Source organism: Pontibacillus salicampi (assembly GCF_042434395.1).
Taxonomy (GTDB): domain Bacteria; phylum Bacillota; class Bacilli; order Bacillales; family BH030062; genus Pontibacillus; species Pontibacillus salicampi.
The window spans coordinates 372,032-388,266 of record NZ_JBHLTP010000011.1; the positions used below are offsets into that span (position 1 = coordinate 372,032).

Sequence of the window (16,235 nt, forward strand, 5' to 3'; positions counted from 1 at the left end):
CAATACCAGCTTTTTATTTATTTGAAAAGTCAGAAATTTAATATTTTTCACAAAAAAACCTGAAGATCTTAATATATATAAGATCTTCAGGCTAAAAAACAACTATTTACTTTATTTAACCACCATTACTTTACAATCCGCCTGCTGTACAACACGATGACTGACACTGCCCAGAAACAGCTCCTTCACACTGCCAAGCCCCCTGCTTCCAATCGTAATGATATCTATTTGATGCTCCTTAGCATACTCTGCAATTTGATTACCTGGATTACCCGTCAATACTTCAGTGGTCAATATGGCAGCAGGATAGTCCTTCTGATACATATCCAGCAATTCTTCAAGCTCCATTTCGGCTTTTTCCTTCAAATCCCGTTCAATACTTTTATACAAACCAGGGTTAGAATAAGGTCCTTTCGGATTGACAACCGTAACGATATGAACGTCTACTTGCTCTCCTTCTCTGTTCTGAAGCATAGCTTCCTTTAACGCTTTTTTGGCCAAGTCGGACCCATCATAGGCAACTAGTACTTTTCTCATGACCATTCACCCTTTATGTGGTTTATTGTAGTTCTTAACCTTATTGTACCACGGCCTGTCCTACAATGGATGTGGAATTGTCTGACACTTACGTGACACTTTTTTCACAAAAACATGAAATAAATGCTAGAAATGTTTAAAATTCATAAATAGTTGTACGATACAAATATGGGAGAGCCAATGACGGTTTATTAACGCGAAGTAGTACGAAGGATACAGGAAAAGGCAACCTATTTCTTGAAAAACTGTATAAAGGAGTTCCATAAATGATTAATATTCTTCAAAAAATCAAACCAAATTACACCATGACCTACCGATACCAATGCCCCATAACGGCAAATAGCTTCGTATTCACGAAGAAAAATGCAGACAGTGTTATACATATCACAAGAAATGAAGTTGAAATTGATGCCATCGAAGATAATACCATAAAGAAGGACGAGAAGAAGTTTAGAGCAGTTTGTCGAGGATATGTAAAAGAAAAGATTAAACCAGAGCACGAGCAATTTAAAATCGTATAATCCAACTACTGTTATTGGCATTGAAAAAGGAGTGGCTAAGTAGGCCGCTCCTTTTTAATACGAGCCATCAATCAGCACCTATTTCCCAATCGTCCAATCCATTATTTCATGCTTTGCATAGGATACAGTATCAACGATAAAAGGGGGTACTGCTATGAGCTACGGATACGGCGGCGGTTTCGCGCTTATTGTTGTGCTGTTCATCCTACTCATTATTGTAGGAGCATCTTTCTTAGGTAAAGGCTACTAGAATAAATAAGTATTAGTAGATCAACATTGCACCCTTATATAGAGGGGTGCCCTTTTGTATTAATAAGTATGCTCCTTTTTCAAGGAGGACAACCTGGATAACAGCTAATTCAAGCCTATTGTTCCTTCACCATGGATAGTATGCATTACAATAATTGTTAAAGCAATAATGATTCCTTCAAACAAAACTTAAAACACGTTTGGCATAATACCCAAACAAATATATACTTAGCCCTGCCATACCATCCTTACGAAACTTGTTACTAAAAACCCCTCTCTTTTCAAACCCTACTTCTACATCAACAAACCAATAGTAATAACACCCTTATCTACCTTTTGTCCAAACCATTTTATTTCCCACGCATATACTATACTACCTATCATAGAGGAGGTGTTCTTATGAGCTATGGATATGGTAATCAATTTGTGCTGATTGTTGTGCTTTTCATTCTGCTTATTATTGTAGGAGCAACTTTCATCAAGTATTAATATAACGCCACGATCTCCGCGGATCCTCTCCCCATAACTAACTGTTATCCCTTCAGACATCTGATATGATAGTTCACCAGAAAAGGTGCGTTCTAATGGAGGAACGTGCCTTTTTAACGTTATCTGTTACTAGATTTTATTCAAATTCTCCTGTTTTTCTCTTCTTCTTATCATAAAGAAACAAACCTTTCATCCGATTTTATCAACCAGACAATATATGTATATATGTGTGTGTAAAAACCAATTTAATAAAAAGAAGTCTGATTTCCATACCAAAGGGAATCAGACTTCTTCACTTATTATAAAAGGCGCTCACAACCGTCAAGCAAAGACCAAAGGCAAACACAAATAAGAAACTAACTAAAATGATAAAGCCTGTATCAAGAGAAGGCTCTACACTCGCATTGAAAGCCGCCATGCCAATAAAGAAAATCAATAAGCCACCTATCATAGCTCCAATACCACTATTTCTCATTTTACGCTTCGTATCCATGGGAGTTCGAATCCCCCTCCAGAAAAAATACTTGTTATGGATAGATTTCCATTTATCTGTACACCTAAACCTAATCCAACACAATATTTGCTAATGAAGGCAACCTCCCTACTAAAAACGTTCAAATATAAGAATACTAAGTGTTTAATAGGACCATAGAATGTAGGTGTATAGAAAATAAGTAAGCTCTTTGTCTGTTTTGTTTCTCTATCCCCGTCCATTAAATCAAAAAGCGAAGAAGTATAAGTGCTCCGCTCTGTTTAATATATACGAAAAGAAGTCCTACACTGATTCACTCCATCCACCATCCATTTCAAACCATTTAATTATAAGCGTGACGTTTGGCTTTTGTTGTCATAGTAGTTTTATTTTACCATATAAAAAAGCGAGATACTCTTAAGAGAGAAGGTGATTTTATTAAACGTATAACCCTCCTGCTAACATGGCTCACAGGAGTATATGTCTTTCTCGATATTATCCTTAATCTGAACAGCAAGGAATCTATCATTATATACTCAATCGATACGCACGTTTCCTTAAACCTCTTTAGCAGAATAATTAGAGTACTATTCGTTCTATTGCTGTTTCTTTATGTGAGAAAGTCTAGAAGTAGCTAGTTTATACACTATTGCTGAGTCTCCACCTAAACAGCTCCTACCATCCATAATAGAAAGGGGATTGTTATTACACTCCATAACGTTGTCCAAAATGTGCTATAAGAAACTAGCTGAGGCTCTGTATTATATTGGATCGAATACATAGTAGTGTTTGCCGCTGTAGGCATTGCTGCCAATACGATTAAGATACCAGATAGCATGGAATTTAGTCCGAGCACAGCTGTGATTAAGAACGCAAGTACAGGAGACACAACCATTTTTATCGTTCCAATTGTGATTATATCCTTTACCTGCACAGTCCCTTTGCTAAGAGTGGCTAGCTGCATACCTAATACCAGCATAATAGTTGGAATGGTTGCATCTGCAATAAGGTTAACGGACTGCATAATATAGGGAGGAACAGTGATTTGAAATATCTGAGAGCATACCCCTAATATAACTGCATGATTAATTGGCATCGTTAAAACCTTCTTTACAGAATCCCCAATCCGAGCATTTTCGTCCGCACTCCCTAATGAAGCGTAATAAAGACCTACCGTATTCATTAATAAGGATTGGATAACCATCATAATAATAGCGTACGTTGCTCCCTGCTCTCCGTAGGCAAATAGAATAATAGGAACGCCATAATTACCGGCATTCATAAATACGCTAGATAACACCATAGCCGAGGCTTTTGGCCTCGGCGTATTTTTATACCACGTTAGCAGTTTTACAAGTAGTATTAATAACACCATGAGGGTTATACAGAATAGGATAATATATAGAAAGTCTATCGTGATGGTATTATTGTAAAAGGTTTGAAACGCTAGAAATGGATACATTAAGTATAGTGCTGCTTTAGATATTGTCTTACGGTCAAATCCTATTACCTTTTGTCCTATAAACCCTATAGAAAAGATTAGGAAGGCTGGTAATACGACAACAATTACGTCCATTAATGTCACCAAGTTTCTTTCTAAAATTCGTAACTAATTATTATAATAAAGGTATAATTAAGCCTGCTAATAATAAAATTAATGCTCCCCCTAAACGTGAAGATATTTGGGCAAATGGCATAAGTTCCATTCGACGGGAAGCAGATAATACTGCGACGTCTCCGGTTCCTCCCATATTCGCCATACATAAGCCTGCGGTAATGGCAGATTCAATTGGATAGAAGCCGACTAGCTTTCCAAGGAGACCAGCTCCAAGTATAGCCCCCAATACAACTCCGAGTACGGTTAGAATGTATGGCAAGGTTAAGGCTTCCAGTACTGTATTTAAATCAGTATAGGCTATACCAATACCAAACAATAAAGCTAGTGTCCAATTGTTAGCTACGAATTTATACCATTGGCTTGCTCCCTGAATTACGTTCTGCGGGATAATATTGGCAATCTTAGCAATAGCTACGACAATAATCATTAAAGCATATGGGTGAAGGGAAATTACATCTCCTAATAAATTTCCTAACGTGAAGAAGGTAATCGCAGCCAATAAACCAACACCCATTTTTTGAATATCATATGTCTGGTCCTCTTCTTTATAATTAAATCCACTAATTAATTTACCATTTCCCGTTAAAGAGGGAACTTTAGTACCTAATAGATTTAACATACTTGCAAGTACTATAGCGAAAACGTTGCCTAGAGCAAGAGCAGGTACAAGGATAGAAATATAATAGCTAGGATCATTACCCATAATTTCCGAATAAATTTGACTCATTGGGACTGCACCAGCCCCCATGCCTCCTCCCATAATTGGCATAGTAATGACTAACACAGCATCTCTTATGGAGAATCCTGCCAAGGCTCCTAACAAGCCAGCTAATAATGCGGCCCCGACAATAGCACCAAAGATAGGCAAGAAATATCTCAAACCAACTTTCACAAGAATCTGTCGGTTCATTCCTAAAATACTACCTGTAATTAATGCCGCAATATAAAAATTTAAAAAACCACCATCTTTCATAAAGGTTGTCATAGTGGTGACAGAGGTATCGGGGAGCCATCCCATATAGACCATAAACGCCGCTCCAAATATCGCAACAATCGCTCCCCCACCTAAAAACGTCTTAACAATAGGAGTATGATCTCCAATCCAACCAAATAACTCACCTAAGATCATCATAAGCAACAGACTTCCAATCATACCACCTGGCATACTGCCGGCATAAAGACTAATCAAAGTAATAATACCGAAGATACTAAACCACACAATCGGAACACCAAAAATTGTAAATGAATTCTTCTCTGTATGGTTATGTACCTCCTCTTGTTTGTACTCTACTTCCTCATTCCATTTATTAACTGCTTGACCCATACTTATCACTCCTCCTCTAATAGAAAGCGCTTACAACTACTTTTCATTTTAAGAAAATTCACAATAATAGCCTATCTTGTGAAAATATTGTTATTATTGTAATTAAAAAAAGCAGCTCGATGGCTGCTTTCACATATATCTATTAATGATGCTTCGATCATGTTCCCTAACATAATATTTATAAATCGGTCTTCCCACTCCATAAACAAGATTTTCTTCCAAGAACCCTATTTCATTGAGAAACTTCAAATATTTACGTACCGATACTCTGGAAACCCTAGTAGCATCAGCAATTTCATTTGTTGTGAATGCTTTTGAATCCATGTTTTCGATTGACTCTATAACAGTTTGTAGTGTGTTGGGAGTCAAACCCTTTGGAAGAAAAGCAGGTATTGAATTCTTCTCTTTTTGCTCATTTCTTTCCTTTCGTAAAAGAAAATCCACCTCTTGCTGCGTTACCGTCGTATTTTGATGTGGAAATTTAAGCTGACTTTCCCGATAATTCACCAGAGCTTCTTTTAGACGGTCATATTCAAATGGTTTAATCAAATAATCCACCGCTCCTAAACGTAATGATTGTTGAATTTGATCCATTTGACAAGCAGCTGTAATTAAAATAACATCCACATCCTCATTCTGTTTTCTCAAGCCTCTTAAAAAATGAATACCATTTATACCCGGCATAAACACATCTAACAAAATTAGGTCTACTTCATTCTGTTCTATAAAATGCATCGCTTGCTCAGCATTTGAAGTAACACCCATTACCTCAAACCCCTCTACTCTCTCAGTATGTTGTTTATTCAACTGAGCCACCATCGGGTCATCCTCCACGATTAGCACCTTCACCAAGACTCAGCTCCTTTCCTCATATGGAATAATCACCCTGAACTTAGTACCAGTCGAATTAACCTCTACATCTATGGAGCCATCTAATCCTTCTACACTTTGTTTCGTTAGGAATAAACCATATCCTCTATCTATACCTTTCTTGGTGGAAAAACCTTTCTTAAACATAATTTCCTCATACTCCTTAGGAAGACCTGGACCGTTATCCCATACAGTCATAGTCATTAGGTCATCGATAAACGACAGCTCAACATAAACCTCTCTCTCCTCATTATGAAGAGCTACACTATCTATGGCATTATCAATGACATTCCCTAATATGGTAATTATCTCATGCACGAATGACGAATCTGTTTCAGGTATTTCTGTCTCACAGGAAACGGTTAGTTCTACCTTCATCTCCCTGGCATAGCTCATTTTCCCGATTAAAAACCCAGCAAAAGCTGCATCCTTCACATAACGGGTAACATTACCAACCTCATAGGCCGAATAATCTACTAAACGAGAAATATATTGCTTCACATTCTCATATTCACCAAGCGTTATCATCCCTTGTAGAACATGAAGCTTGTTCATAAATTCATGAGACTGAGCACGTAATGTATCCGCATACATCTGAACTCCCGTCAACTGCTCTGCTAATTGATTGACCTCTGTTTTATCACGGAAGGTCGCAATGGCTCCAATAATTCTATCATTTACCACTACCGGCACTCTACTAGTAATAATAGATATACCATTGATACGCTGCTCCTGGTCAACCCCAAACTCTTTACCTTGCAAAACCTGATTTAATCTCGTATTTGGGAGATATTCATTAATATTCAATCCAATAGGATCACTCGTCTTCAATCCAGCCTTATGTAAAATGTCCCTTGCAGAACGATTCACCAAAACAATATTTGCATCCGTATCAATAGCAATAATACCCTCATGCACTGACTGAAGCATCTGATTCCGCTCCTCATGTATTCTAGCAATCGTAGAAGGCTCCAACCCAAACAAACTCCTCTTAATATAACGCGCCAACACTACAGCACCCACAATACCTACAAATACACCAAGAAAACACCCTAACACAATCCGCTTCTGACTCTCCATAATAGATGACTGCACCGCATCGAGCGAAATACCAACCGCAACCGCTCCAACCTGGTTTCCATCATCACCATACACAGGACTAAACGCCCGAAGAGAATCCCCTAGCGTCCCTGTAGACCGAGACACATATTCCTCCCCCTCTAACACCCTCTTCTCATCGCCCCCAACAAAATGTTTTCCTATCCTATCAGGCTCAGGATGAGACTTACGAATTCCATCCATATCCATTACAACCACAAACATTACATCAGCATCCCGTTGAACCTCCATCGCATAGCTCTGTACACTTTCCTCTGTTGGCTCCCCTTGTAATTCATCCTCCACTACCTGAGAATCGGCAACTGTTCTAGAGATTATTACCGCCTTCTCCCTTAATTGAGTTTCAATGTTATTCGTGGTGGAATTCCTTATCAGCCACCCAGTAATCAGTAAGGAAATTATGACGACGAGGCAGACAAACAGGATGATAATCGTACTTAGTTTGAGAGGGTATTTTTGCATTTTTACCACCTCTGTGCTTTCAATTTTTTCAGAAGGTCCCAATCACCAACAGTATAATTTGCAGCTCAATTTTTTTAGTAGGCTTGTTTATATAGAAAAATCCAACATAATTTCCGTATATTAAATAATTACTGGGAAATTTTCTAAATTTTTTGTTGATTATTTTGATTTTACCACATCCAATACATTGCAAATATTTGGATATATTATAATTTTTACATTAAGATAGAAATACTTAACTACATTTACAATTTTAGGTATAATTTCCTTTAGATCAAAACAATAAATTGATTCTAAAGTTATAAGCAAAGATTGGAGATATACCTTATGCATACAGAAGAAAAACTTATTATTAATTCCGAAAAAGGGAATCTATTAAAAGAATTAATATCTAGTATTGAGACATGTGAGAGATTTTATATTAGTGTAGCGTTTATTAATTTTAGCGGACTACAGTTACTTCTTGAAGCGTTACAGGAAGCAAATAGAAGAGATATAGAGGGGCGTATTATTACCTCTACTTATTTAAATTTCACTGATCCTAAAGCTTTAGAAAGGATTAACACATTTCCTAACATTCAATTAAAAGTATTTCTTACAGATAGAGAGATTGGGTTTCATACCAAAGCCTACATATTTGAGTACAAGGACCATTATAAGGTAATTATTGGTTCCTCTAATATTACCCAAAGTGCTTTAAAAAGTAATATTGAATGGAATGTAGAAATTCTATCTAAACACGGTAGCAATTTCTCTATGGATGTTATTAAAGAATATAACGACTTATGGAAACGAAGCTCTTATGCAGATGACCACCTTATCCATGAGTATAGTAAAATGCTTGAGCAAATAGAGAGAACCACCTTTTCAAGGCAATTTATATATGAAAAACCAGAATATATTGTTCCAAATAGTATGCAAAACAGAGCTATTGATAATCTGGATCGTTTAAGAGCACTTGGCGAAAAAAAAGCATTAGTTATTGCTGCTACAGGGACAGGCAAAACGTACATGTCTGCTTTCGACTCGAAGAGGTTTAATCCTAATAAATTGCTGTTTATAGTACATAGGGAAGAAATTCTGACCAAGGCTAAGGAAACGTATGAGAGACTTAATCCTAATACTAAGAAAACATTTGGTTTATTTACAGGAAACAGGAAAGAACAACATTCTCACTATGTATTTGCAACTATCCAAACCCTCTCTCGTTATTTTAATCAGTTTGAGAGAGAAGAATTTGACTACATTGTTATTGACGAAGCACACCATGCTACAGCTAATACTTATCAAAAAGTACTACAGTATTTTAAGCCTAAATTTATGTTAGGGATGACTGCTACCCCAGAAAGAAGTGACAACCATTCTATTTTTGAATTATTTGATAATAATATTGGATTAGAGGTTAGACTGCACGAGGCGCTTGAAGATAATATAGTTATTCCCTTCCACTATTTTGGTATTACAGATATTGACAAAATAGATCTAAGTGATGTAAACATTGATCATATCCATGAAATAACTAAACGTTTGAAAGTTAATGAGCGAGTAGATTTCGTAATAGAAAAGATGAATTTCTACGGTCACGATGGAGAGAAGCGAAAGTGTATCGGTTTTTGTGCGAGTAATGAACATGCCCAATACATGGCTAAAGAATTTAACAAAAGAGGCTACAAAAGCATACATTTAAGTGGAAATGATTCAATACACTCAAGGAATAACTATATCATGCAATTAGAAGATAATGATAATGAACTTGAATTCATCTTTACTGTAGATATTTTTAATGAAGGTGTAGACATTCCTTCCATAAATACTATATTAATGTTGCGACCTACGAATTCACCAATCGTTTTTATACAGCAATTAGGCCGCGGATTAAGAAAACATATAGAGAAAGACTTCCTAACTGTATTAGATTTTATTGGAAACCATAACAAAGCATATTTAGTAGCAATAGCATTAAATGGAAGAAGGTATTATGATAAGGAAAGCTTAAAGGTCGCTATATCCACTGGATTTGCAAATATTCCGGGAGCAACTCACATTCAAATGGACAAAATATCTCAAGAGAGAATACTAGCTCAAATCGACCTGGAAAACTTTGCCTCTTTGAAATATTTAAAGGATGAATATCTAGAATTTAAAAAACTTCTTTCCGGACGAATTCCTTCTATACTGGATTACTTAAAATATGATGGAGCACCTGACCCTACTAAATTTATTTCATATGCCAATTCATATCTACATTTTGTAGGCAAAGTAGAAAAAGATGAGGTTACCAAGACATTACTTGCTAATACTATATTCGAAGATACCATAAAGTCCCTTTCAGGAATGCTACCTTTAAAACGCGTTTACGAATTTGTTTTATTACGTCACCTCCTTCTTCATCAAAGTATTACTACTGAAATGGCTAAAGATGAAATACTTAAGGTGATAGAGGACGTCGATTACGATAGCATCCTCCACGCTATGGAGAATTTAAACCAAGATTATTTTGATAGCGGACAGAAAAAACGCAACCCATTATTAGTACATTTTGATGGTAATCAACTAACAAGAAGCGAAACTTTTGAACATTTACTTCAACAAAGTGAATATAGAAACCATATTAAAGAAGTATTAGACTATGGAATATTTAGGTACGAGAGAGACTTTAAAGATACATATTACGGTATCCCTCATCTGAAGTTGTATGAACAATATAAAATGGCAGAGATAGCTCTGTTATCTAATTATCGCAAAACCCACTCCTCCTTTAGAGGATCAGGTTTATTAAGGAATGGGAATGAATACTTTTTGTTTATAGACTTGCATAAAGATAAAGATATAAAAGAAAGTATAAATTATAATGATATGTTTCTAAGTCCTTCCTACTTTCAATGGGAAACACCCAACGGAACCAGTCAGGCCACCCCAAGTGGACAAGCCATTATTTACAATAAACAAAAAAATGTTACCTTACACCTATTTATAAGAAAATATAAGCAAATTGAAAAAAACAAAGCAGAACCATATATCTATATCGGAAAAGGGAACACTTTAGAGTACGAGGGTAATAAACCAATAACCGTAAAACTACAATTGGAAAACACTGTTCCTGCTAAGCTATACACAGAATTTACGGAGCTGGTATAATAAAAGCGTCACTGGAGATGATCCAGTGACGCTTTTTCATACACTAATAATTATAGCTTCACCCTAGAAAGTTTATCAATTGCTGGAAGATCAGCAGGAGCCCAATTTAATTTCGTAAGTTCGTTAGTTGGTAACCATTCAAAGGCGACATGCTCTGTTAATTTAGGTTCACCTTCTAGTAATTCACAATAATATGTAGTTAAATGGACAATACCAAAATCATATTCATAAACGGTATAATCCAACTGCTCACCAATTTGTATGGAGCATTCCATTTCTTCATCTATCTCCCGGCGCAAAGCTTCGTGAGCCGTTTCTCCACTTTCAATTTTCCCTCCAGGGAACTCCCATTTTAAAGGTAATGACTTTTCTGTCCCTCGTTGAGCGCATAATACTTTTTCATTTTCAATAATTACTGCTCCAACTACATATATGTTTTTCTTCATAATTGCTTCCCCCTTTTAATTTTAATATCTCTCCTATAAGGTAACAGAATACAGCATTTAGGTGTAGTAGAGAGGTCACTTATAAGCGTTCATTTTCTTGATTTTCTAACCAGAAGTACTAGCTGACTCTCCCTTATGACTATCACACTAGACTTGAATTATATTCTACAATCTTATAGACCCGTCTAAGTTTGGGGTATGTGGCAGACCGTCTATAGGAATTAGGTGTACTATAATATCCAGGATACAGTTAAGGTTAAAGCATGATGTGGTGCTAAAAAACATGAAAAAAGAAAAGACACCCTCTTGTTCAATAATGGGTGTCTTATACTAATACCGCTAGATACATACATTTTCTTATCAATCTTTCCCGAACGTCCCTTCCATCCTTGCGATTGGATCATCCTCTATCTCTTCATCCCACTCTAGAATTTGACCATACGACAGAAGTGTTTCTTTTAACTCTTGATAGGAAATGTCCTGTACATTCGTTTGATGCTTCACCGCTAACGCTGCAGCAACCCCAGTTGATTGGCCAAGTATCATAAAGACTGGTTCCATTCTAATAGAACCATAGGCAATGTGAGAGCTAGATAGACATACCGGAACGAGTAGATTGGTGCAATCCTTCCTCTTTGGTCTAATAGAACGGTAAGAAATCGGGTATGGAGAGATAGGGATTTCAACATCTCCCTCGTTCACACATCTTCCATCCATTATTACTCTCCGACAATGGTGGGAATCCATATGATAGGAAGCTAGTCCAATGGAGTCATCTACTTTGGAGTAATGCAGACAGTTATGATCTGTCATTACATAATCGGATACCATTCTTCTGCCTTCCCTTATATATAATTGGGGTGGCCAATGCCCTGTATCTATAAATTCGTCCTTTGGCAATCCCCAATTAGATACCTCTCGTCTTATAGATAATGGTACGCGCTTGTCATTGGATAAAAAATATAATAATCCCATAGTGTAGGTAACATGCTCTTGGAATATTCGTTCCCGTGTAGCATAGTCTCCTTCTGGCCAATCATAGTTCATACCAATATTGTCCGTGGAAAAGGCTCCGTGATTGTTCAAATCAGACTTGCCGTTTGGTATCTTCGTATGAAGGTTCATTGCGTCCCAAAAGCCCTCTTGAATATAGCGCAGTAGCAATGCATATTGATTAGCGTCATAATGGATAGGTTTTGGTATTGGCTCTCGATTTACTGGTTCATTCGTTAAGCACACCCGAAAAGTATAAGCTTGAATTCGTTTGTCACCCTGGCCATTATATCCAAGAAGACGAGGGTCCTTCTCCGTAATACCAGGTAGTACACCGCTTTCTGGCACCCCTTCCACTACATATGGATCTATCCATTTCTCGAATTTATGATGAGGGCTGCCAAATTGAATTCCGTTATACAGCTCTTGATATATAGAGTTTGCTTCTCTTCCAACTGTATAGGAGACCCCCGCTTTTGCAAGAAGGTCTCCTTCATAGGTGGCATCTACAAATATATCAGCTATATAGCGATTTCCATCTTGCATGTAAATTTCCTGTATATCTGAATTTTCTTTCACAACTTCCTCAAGGTACTGATAAAAATAAACCGGAATCTCCATTTCATTTAGCCATTTCTTCAACATATGAGTGGCAGCTTTTGGCTCGAATGTATACTGTTCTTGTTTAGAATAATAGTATGCTATTCCTTGGTAGAATTCCTTTGCCAGCCCCCCAACCGCTTCTTTTGCTCCTAAATCTGTTGCCCCTAGCCCACTTGTAGTCATACCGCCAATATGTCCTCCAACTGCTGCAATGGCTACACTTTGCCCCAATCTCTTAGCTTGGACGGCTGCAGTAATCCCTGCTGGTGTGGCTCCGTAAATAATGATGTTTTTTTCGATAACTTGAGATTCTATTCTCTTTGGTAAGGAGCGATAATAAAACAGATTTTCTAAACTCATCCCGTTCATCCCTCCTACCAAGTGTCTACTAAAGCATTCGCGTTTTGTAAAAGAATTTGTTTAGTCTCTTCTGAAATGTCGCTTTTATGAATATGCTCCTTGAATTTTTCGACTTGATGGGTAGCTTGTTGTGTACGTCCCTTTTGAAAATGGTGCTCGGCCTGACGTAATCGGTTATTTAATTTCTTAAAAAGAGAATGAGGTAAGCTTCCTTCATCTTTCATATCGTCTAATTGGTTGGATAATGATTGTGTTGTTACCTGGACAGTTATTTCCAATTCATTGGACGTTATAGATTGATTGTTGTACGTAACGCTGGCTTGAATCGTCGTGCTTCCTGCATTATGAGCATGGATGCTACCTTCTTCTATTGATGCTATATCTAGTGAAGAACTAGACCATTCTATTTGGTTTTGTGGGAAACTTGCTTCCTTACCATTGGAAAGAGTAACTATAACGTTTGGCTGTATTTTCTCACCTTGTGTAAGAGATGGCTGGTCTATCGTAATCGACACCTTATCCATTAGTACTGGAAGTTTGTATAAATCAGATCCTTTAGCATAATATATATTCCCTTCCTCATCCAAATCCATTAAGTTAATATCATCTCCTATAAGCTGTGTATGTCTCATGGTTTCTGGATCTACCACCGTCAGCTTACGGGCAGCTGTAGTGTATAGGAGTCCATTGTCATCCCATCGGATATAAAATGGTCTCCATTGGCTGCCACGATGTACCCCTTCATAGAGGAGTGTACTCTTAAGAATTTCCTTTGTGGTTGGGTTCATAGCAAAAAGGACTGATTGCTCTTTACCTTCTGTATTAAATCCCCAAGCAACTCCCCATAATAGATTATCTGGCCCTATGGATAGTTCACCAATCATCTCTGGAGTTTCTAGTCCTTCTAGCTTTATGTTAAACGTATCATACTCCCCTGACTCTACTTGATAAGCGAACATTTTGGCTTCCTTGGCCGTTGGGGATATTCCTAATCCACCAGCTATAGTGGAGCCTCCAAAGACCGTTCCCTCATGATAGGCTAGCCCAATGATACTCTGATCTTTTATGATGTTGCGTTTTGTCTCCCAAGTGTCTTGCTTGGAATTATAAATGGTAAAAGCTCCTCCCAATTCACCATAATCCGCTATGGTCCCTATAAACAGCTTGTCCTCGCCAGACGTGAAAGTGAATGGACGGCTTTGTGCATCTTGAATGTCATGAACTAGCTTAGGATTTCCGTTCTTTTCTCCTGTAAATTGGTAATCCTTTTCTGGATCATATTCATAAATTCGTGCTCCACCATACGCTCCCATATACACCTTCCCATTCAAGAAGCCCATACCTTCTATTTGATGAGGATCTCTTTCCTGTAGTACATATGCTTCTGAATGCGTATCGTAACGTGCGATGGAGCCTTGATAGCCGCTTAAATAGATATCATTGTCAGGACTTATTTCTAGTGATTGCGTGATTAGTCCTTGCATATCCACATCTGGATAACTTACCGTAACTTCCTTCGTTTTAGGATTATACACCGAATATTCAATTTGTTGATGAATGATAGAAAGGACATTAGTACCATCCTTTGCTTTCGTCCATTCCATAGCTTTTGAACGGGAGGCAGGAAGCTTTGCCAGGCTATCATCTACGGTTGCTATCTCATTGGTTTGTAAATTAAATGTACGTAATTCTCTCCCGTTTTTCGTAACAAAGTACACGATATTTTCATCGTATGGAGAGGGTGGTGAGATTAATCCATCAAAAGCATCCTTATCACTCCAAGGGATTTGCTTGATTACTTCTCCTGTCGAAACATCCATGATTAATAAGGAAGTACCATAAGCGACAAATAATTTCTCTCCGTACTCCCATATGTTTGAAACAGAGCTTCCAATTCCTGTGATTGGTAGTTCTATTTCTTTTGTTTCACCGGTATCTCTATCCATTTGGTAAAGATAAGCTTCAGTACCAATCCCTACATATAAATGCTGCTCAGTGACACCTAATCCCCTGGCATATTGTTGCTCCTTACTAAAGGAACCGAGATCAGAAAAGGAATCGGATGCAATATCGTATTCAAATACTTTAGCATTTGGATAGGTCGCTCCGTACACCTTGCCATCTTCTGTGGCCTCAAGCTCCCATACCCAATCATCAGAAGGATTCACCCCTATCTTCTCAACCCGTTGCTCTCCTGTAACATACCGATATAAATAGCCGTTATAGGTACCTGAAAAATACACATTTCCATCTGATGCTACAGTCATCCCCCAGACAACATCGCTGCCAGGTAGATCCTCTGAATAAATCACTTCTCCGGTTTCTTCATCTGTTGCATAGAACGTTGCTGGGGATCCATTAGTTGCATAGTATAATTCTCCGTCGCCAATTGCTGCACCTTGTGTTTTTGCAGCAAGAGCTGCAGGACCTTTGTTAATCGGTTCTCCAAATTCAAATGGAAGCTCTAACGGGTCAGAAGCTTCTTCTACCAGCATTAAATCATCATAGTATCCTGTCATAGTCGTATTACTAGTTTGGTAGATTAATACTTTTAGTCCTGTTGCGTTAGGAGGAGCATCCGCTTCAACCAATACTTCTTGCCATTCATGAAGTGCCACATTTTCAAAGTATTTCGCATCATTCTTAATAATCGTGCCTTCCTCATTCGTCCATCGAAGCCATATTCCAGGATTTCCACTAATTTCTTTCACAAACAACTGGGCTGTGAGTGTATAGTGGTTTCCTGGGGTAACACCTACCTCTTGACTAAAAAGTCCGAGTACTCCTTTATTGTCAATCTTTAAACTACGATTACCCTCATAAACTTCTTCCCGAGATATGGTAGCTCCTTCTTTATACCCTCCACTCCAATAATCCCAAGCTGGTATGTCCTTCTCAGAGGACGGTTCCTTCTCAAATCCACTATTTTCAAGAGTTATTTCCTCTTCCCCATGAACAGGAACAGCTAGGACAATACAACAAACGAATCCAACTAAACTGGACAAGAGCCCAGCCAATAGCTTCGACATCACAC

The 16,235-nt window shown here is 37.7% G+C and carries 13 protein-coding genes; 4 read left to right on the plus strand and 9 right to left on the minus strand.

The window, feature by feature from the left end:
- Positions 1-111 precede the first annotated feature (111 nt).
- Complete coding sequence (locus ACFFGV_RS13975) at positions 112-537, minus strand: universal stress protein (RefSeq protein ID WP_377348937.1); 426 nt, start codon at positions 535-537, stop codon at positions 112-114.
- 266 nt (positions 538-803) lie between these two features.
- Here ACFFGV_RS13975 and ACFFGV_RS13980 point away from each other — a divergent pair, with 266 nt between their 5' ends.
- From ACFFGV_RS13980 to ACFFGV_RS13990, 3 genes are all read left to right on the plus strand, one after another.
- The gene (locus ACFFGV_RS13980) at positions 804-1,058 is read left to right on the plus strand and encodes a hypothetical protein (RefSeq protein WP_377348939.1); all 255 of its coding nucleotides are present in this window, start codon (positions 804-806) and stop codon (positions 1,056-1,058) included.
- Between the two features lie 154 nt (positions 1,059-1,212).
- The gene (locus tag ACFFGV_RS13985) at positions 1,213-1,308 is read left to right on the plus strand and encodes a YjcZ family sporulation protein (RefSeq protein ID WP_377348941.1); all 96 of its coding nucleotides are present in this window, start codon (positions 1,213-1,215) and stop codon (positions 1,306-1,308) included.
- Positions 1,309-1,706: 398 nt separating this feature from the next.
- Positions 1,707-1,796, plus strand: coding sequence for a YjcZ family sporulation protein (locus tag ACFFGV_RS13990; RefSeq protein ID WP_377348944.1), 90 nt, complete (start codon positions 1,707-1,709; stop codon positions 1,794-1,796).
- A 292-nt stretch (positions 1,797-2,088) separates the two neighbouring features.
- Here the strand turns inward: ACFFGV_RS13990 and ACFFGV_RS13995 are convergent, their stop codons facing one another.
- From ACFFGV_RS13995 to dcuS, 5 genes are all read right to left on the minus strand, one after another.
- Positions 2,089-2,289: a hypothetical protein gene (locus ACFFGV_RS13995; RefSeq protein WP_377348947.1), complete on the minus strand. Its 201-nt coding sequence runs from the start codon at positions 2,287-2,289 to the stop codon at positions 2,089-2,091.
- A gap of 643 nt (positions 2,290-2,932) precedes the next feature.
- Positions 2,933-3,844: an AEC family transporter gene (locus ACFFGV_RS14000; protein WP_377349313.1), complete on the minus strand. Its 912-nt coding sequence runs from the start codon at positions 3,842-3,844 to the stop codon at positions 2,933-2,935.
- Positions 3,845-3,884: 40 nt separating this feature from the next.
- Positions 3,885-5,210: a 2-hydroxycarboxylate transporter family protein gene (locus tag ACFFGV_RS14005; RefSeq protein WP_377348949.1), complete on the minus strand. Its 1,326-nt coding sequence runs from the start codon at positions 5,208-5,210 to the stop codon at positions 3,885-3,887.
- A 129-nt stretch (positions 5,211-5,339) separates the two neighbouring features.
- Positions 5,340-6,059: a response regulator gene (locus tag ACFFGV_RS14010; RefSeq protein WP_377348951.1), complete on the minus strand. Its 720-nt coding sequence runs from the start codon at positions 6,057-6,059 to the stop codon at positions 5,340-5,342.
- A 6-nt stretch (positions 6,060-6,065) separates the two neighbouring features.
- Positions 6,066-7,661: a DcuS/MalK family sensor histidine kinase gene (dcuS, locus tag ACFFGV_RS14015; protein WP_377348953.1), complete on the minus strand. Its 1,596-nt coding sequence runs from the start codon at positions 7,659-7,661 to the stop codon at positions 6,066-6,068.
- Positions 7,662-7,988: 327 nt separating this feature from the next.
- Here dcuS and ACFFGV_RS14020 point away from each other — a divergent pair, with 327 nt between their 5' ends.
- Positions 7,989-10,799: a DUF3427 domain-containing protein gene (locus ACFFGV_RS14020; RefSeq protein WP_377348955.1), complete on the plus strand. Its 2,811-nt coding sequence runs from the start codon at positions 7,989-7,991 to the stop codon at positions 10,797-10,799.
- A gap of 50 nt (positions 10,800-10,849) precedes the next feature.
- On the opposite strand, the gene ACFFGV_RS14025 is transcribed toward ACFFGV_RS14020, so the two are convergent.
- The 3 genes from ACFFGV_RS14025 to ACFFGV_RS14035 all read right to left on the minus strand — a co-directional run bounded on the left by ACFFGV_RS14025 (position 10,850) and on the right by ACFFGV_RS14035 (position 16,230).
- Positions 10,850-11,245, minus strand: coding sequence for a (deoxy)nucleoside triphosphate pyrophosphohydrolase (locus ACFFGV_RS14025; protein ID WP_377348958.1), 396 nt, complete (start codon positions 11,243-11,245; stop codon positions 10,850-10,852).
- Between the two features lie 360 nt (positions 11,246-11,605).
- A complete protein-coding gene (locus ACFFGV_RS14030) occupies positions 11,606-13,201 on the minus strand; it encodes an FAD-dependent oxidoreductase (protein WP_377348960.1) in 1,596 nt (531 codons plus the stop codon).
- Positions 13,202-13,215: 14 nt separating this feature from the next.
- Entirely contained in the window at positions 13,216-16,230 is a 3,015-nt protein-coding gene (locus ACFFGV_RS14035) for an FIMAH domain-containing protein (RefSeq protein WP_377349316.1), read from the minus strand.
- Positions 16,231-16,235 lie beyond the last annotated feature (5 nt).

Bases quoted from the DNA above. Each gene is read 5' to 3' on its own strand.
- ACFFGV_RS13975 (WP_377348937.1), bottom strand. From the start codon at position 537: ATGAGAAAAGTACTAGTTGCCTATGATGGGTCCGACTTGGCCAAAAAA.
- ACFFGV_RS13980 (WP_377348939.1), top strand. From the start codon at position 804: ATGATTAATATTCTTCAAAAAATCAAACCAAATTACACCATGACCTAC.
- ACFFGV_RS13985 (WP_377348941.1), top strand. From the start codon at position 1,213: ATGAGCTACGGATACGGCGGCGGTTTCGCGCTTATTGTTGTGCTGTTC.
- ACFFGV_RS13990 (WP_377348944.1), top strand. From the start codon at position 1,707: ATGAGCTATGGATATGGTAATCAATTTGTGCTGATTGTTGTGCTTTTC.
- ACFFGV_RS13995 (WP_377348947.1), bottom strand. From the start codon at position 2,289: ATGGATACGAAGCGTAAAATGAGAAATAGTGGTATTGGAGCTATGATA.
- ACFFGV_RS14000 (WP_377349313.1), bottom strand. From the start codon at position 3,844: ATGGACGTAATTGTTGTCGTATTACCAGCCTTCCTAATCTTTTCTATA.
- ACFFGV_RS14005 (WP_377348949.1), bottom strand. From the start codon at position 5,210: ATGGGTCAAGCAGTTAATAAATGGAATGAGGAAGTAGAGTACAAACAA.
- dcuS (WP_377348953.1), bottom strand. From the start codon at position 7,661: ATGCAAAAATACCCTCTCAAACTAAGTACGATTATCATCCTGTTTGTC.
- ACFFGV_RS14020 (WP_377348955.1), top strand. From the start codon at position 7,989: ATGCATACAGAAGAAAAACTTATTATTAATTCCGAAAAAGGGAATCTA.
- ACFFGV_RS14025 (WP_377348958.1), bottom strand. From the start codon at position 11,245: ATGAAGAAAAACATATATGTAGTTGGAGCAGTAATTATTGAAAATGAA.
- ACFFGV_RS14030 (WP_377348960.1), bottom strand. From the start codon at position 13,201: ATGAGTTTAGAAAATCTGTTTTATTATCGCTCCTTACCAAAGAGAATA.
- ACFFGV_RS14035 (WP_377349316.1), bottom strand. From the start codon at position 16,230: ATGTCGAAGCTATTGGCTGGGCTCTTGTCCAGTTTAGTTGGATTCGTT.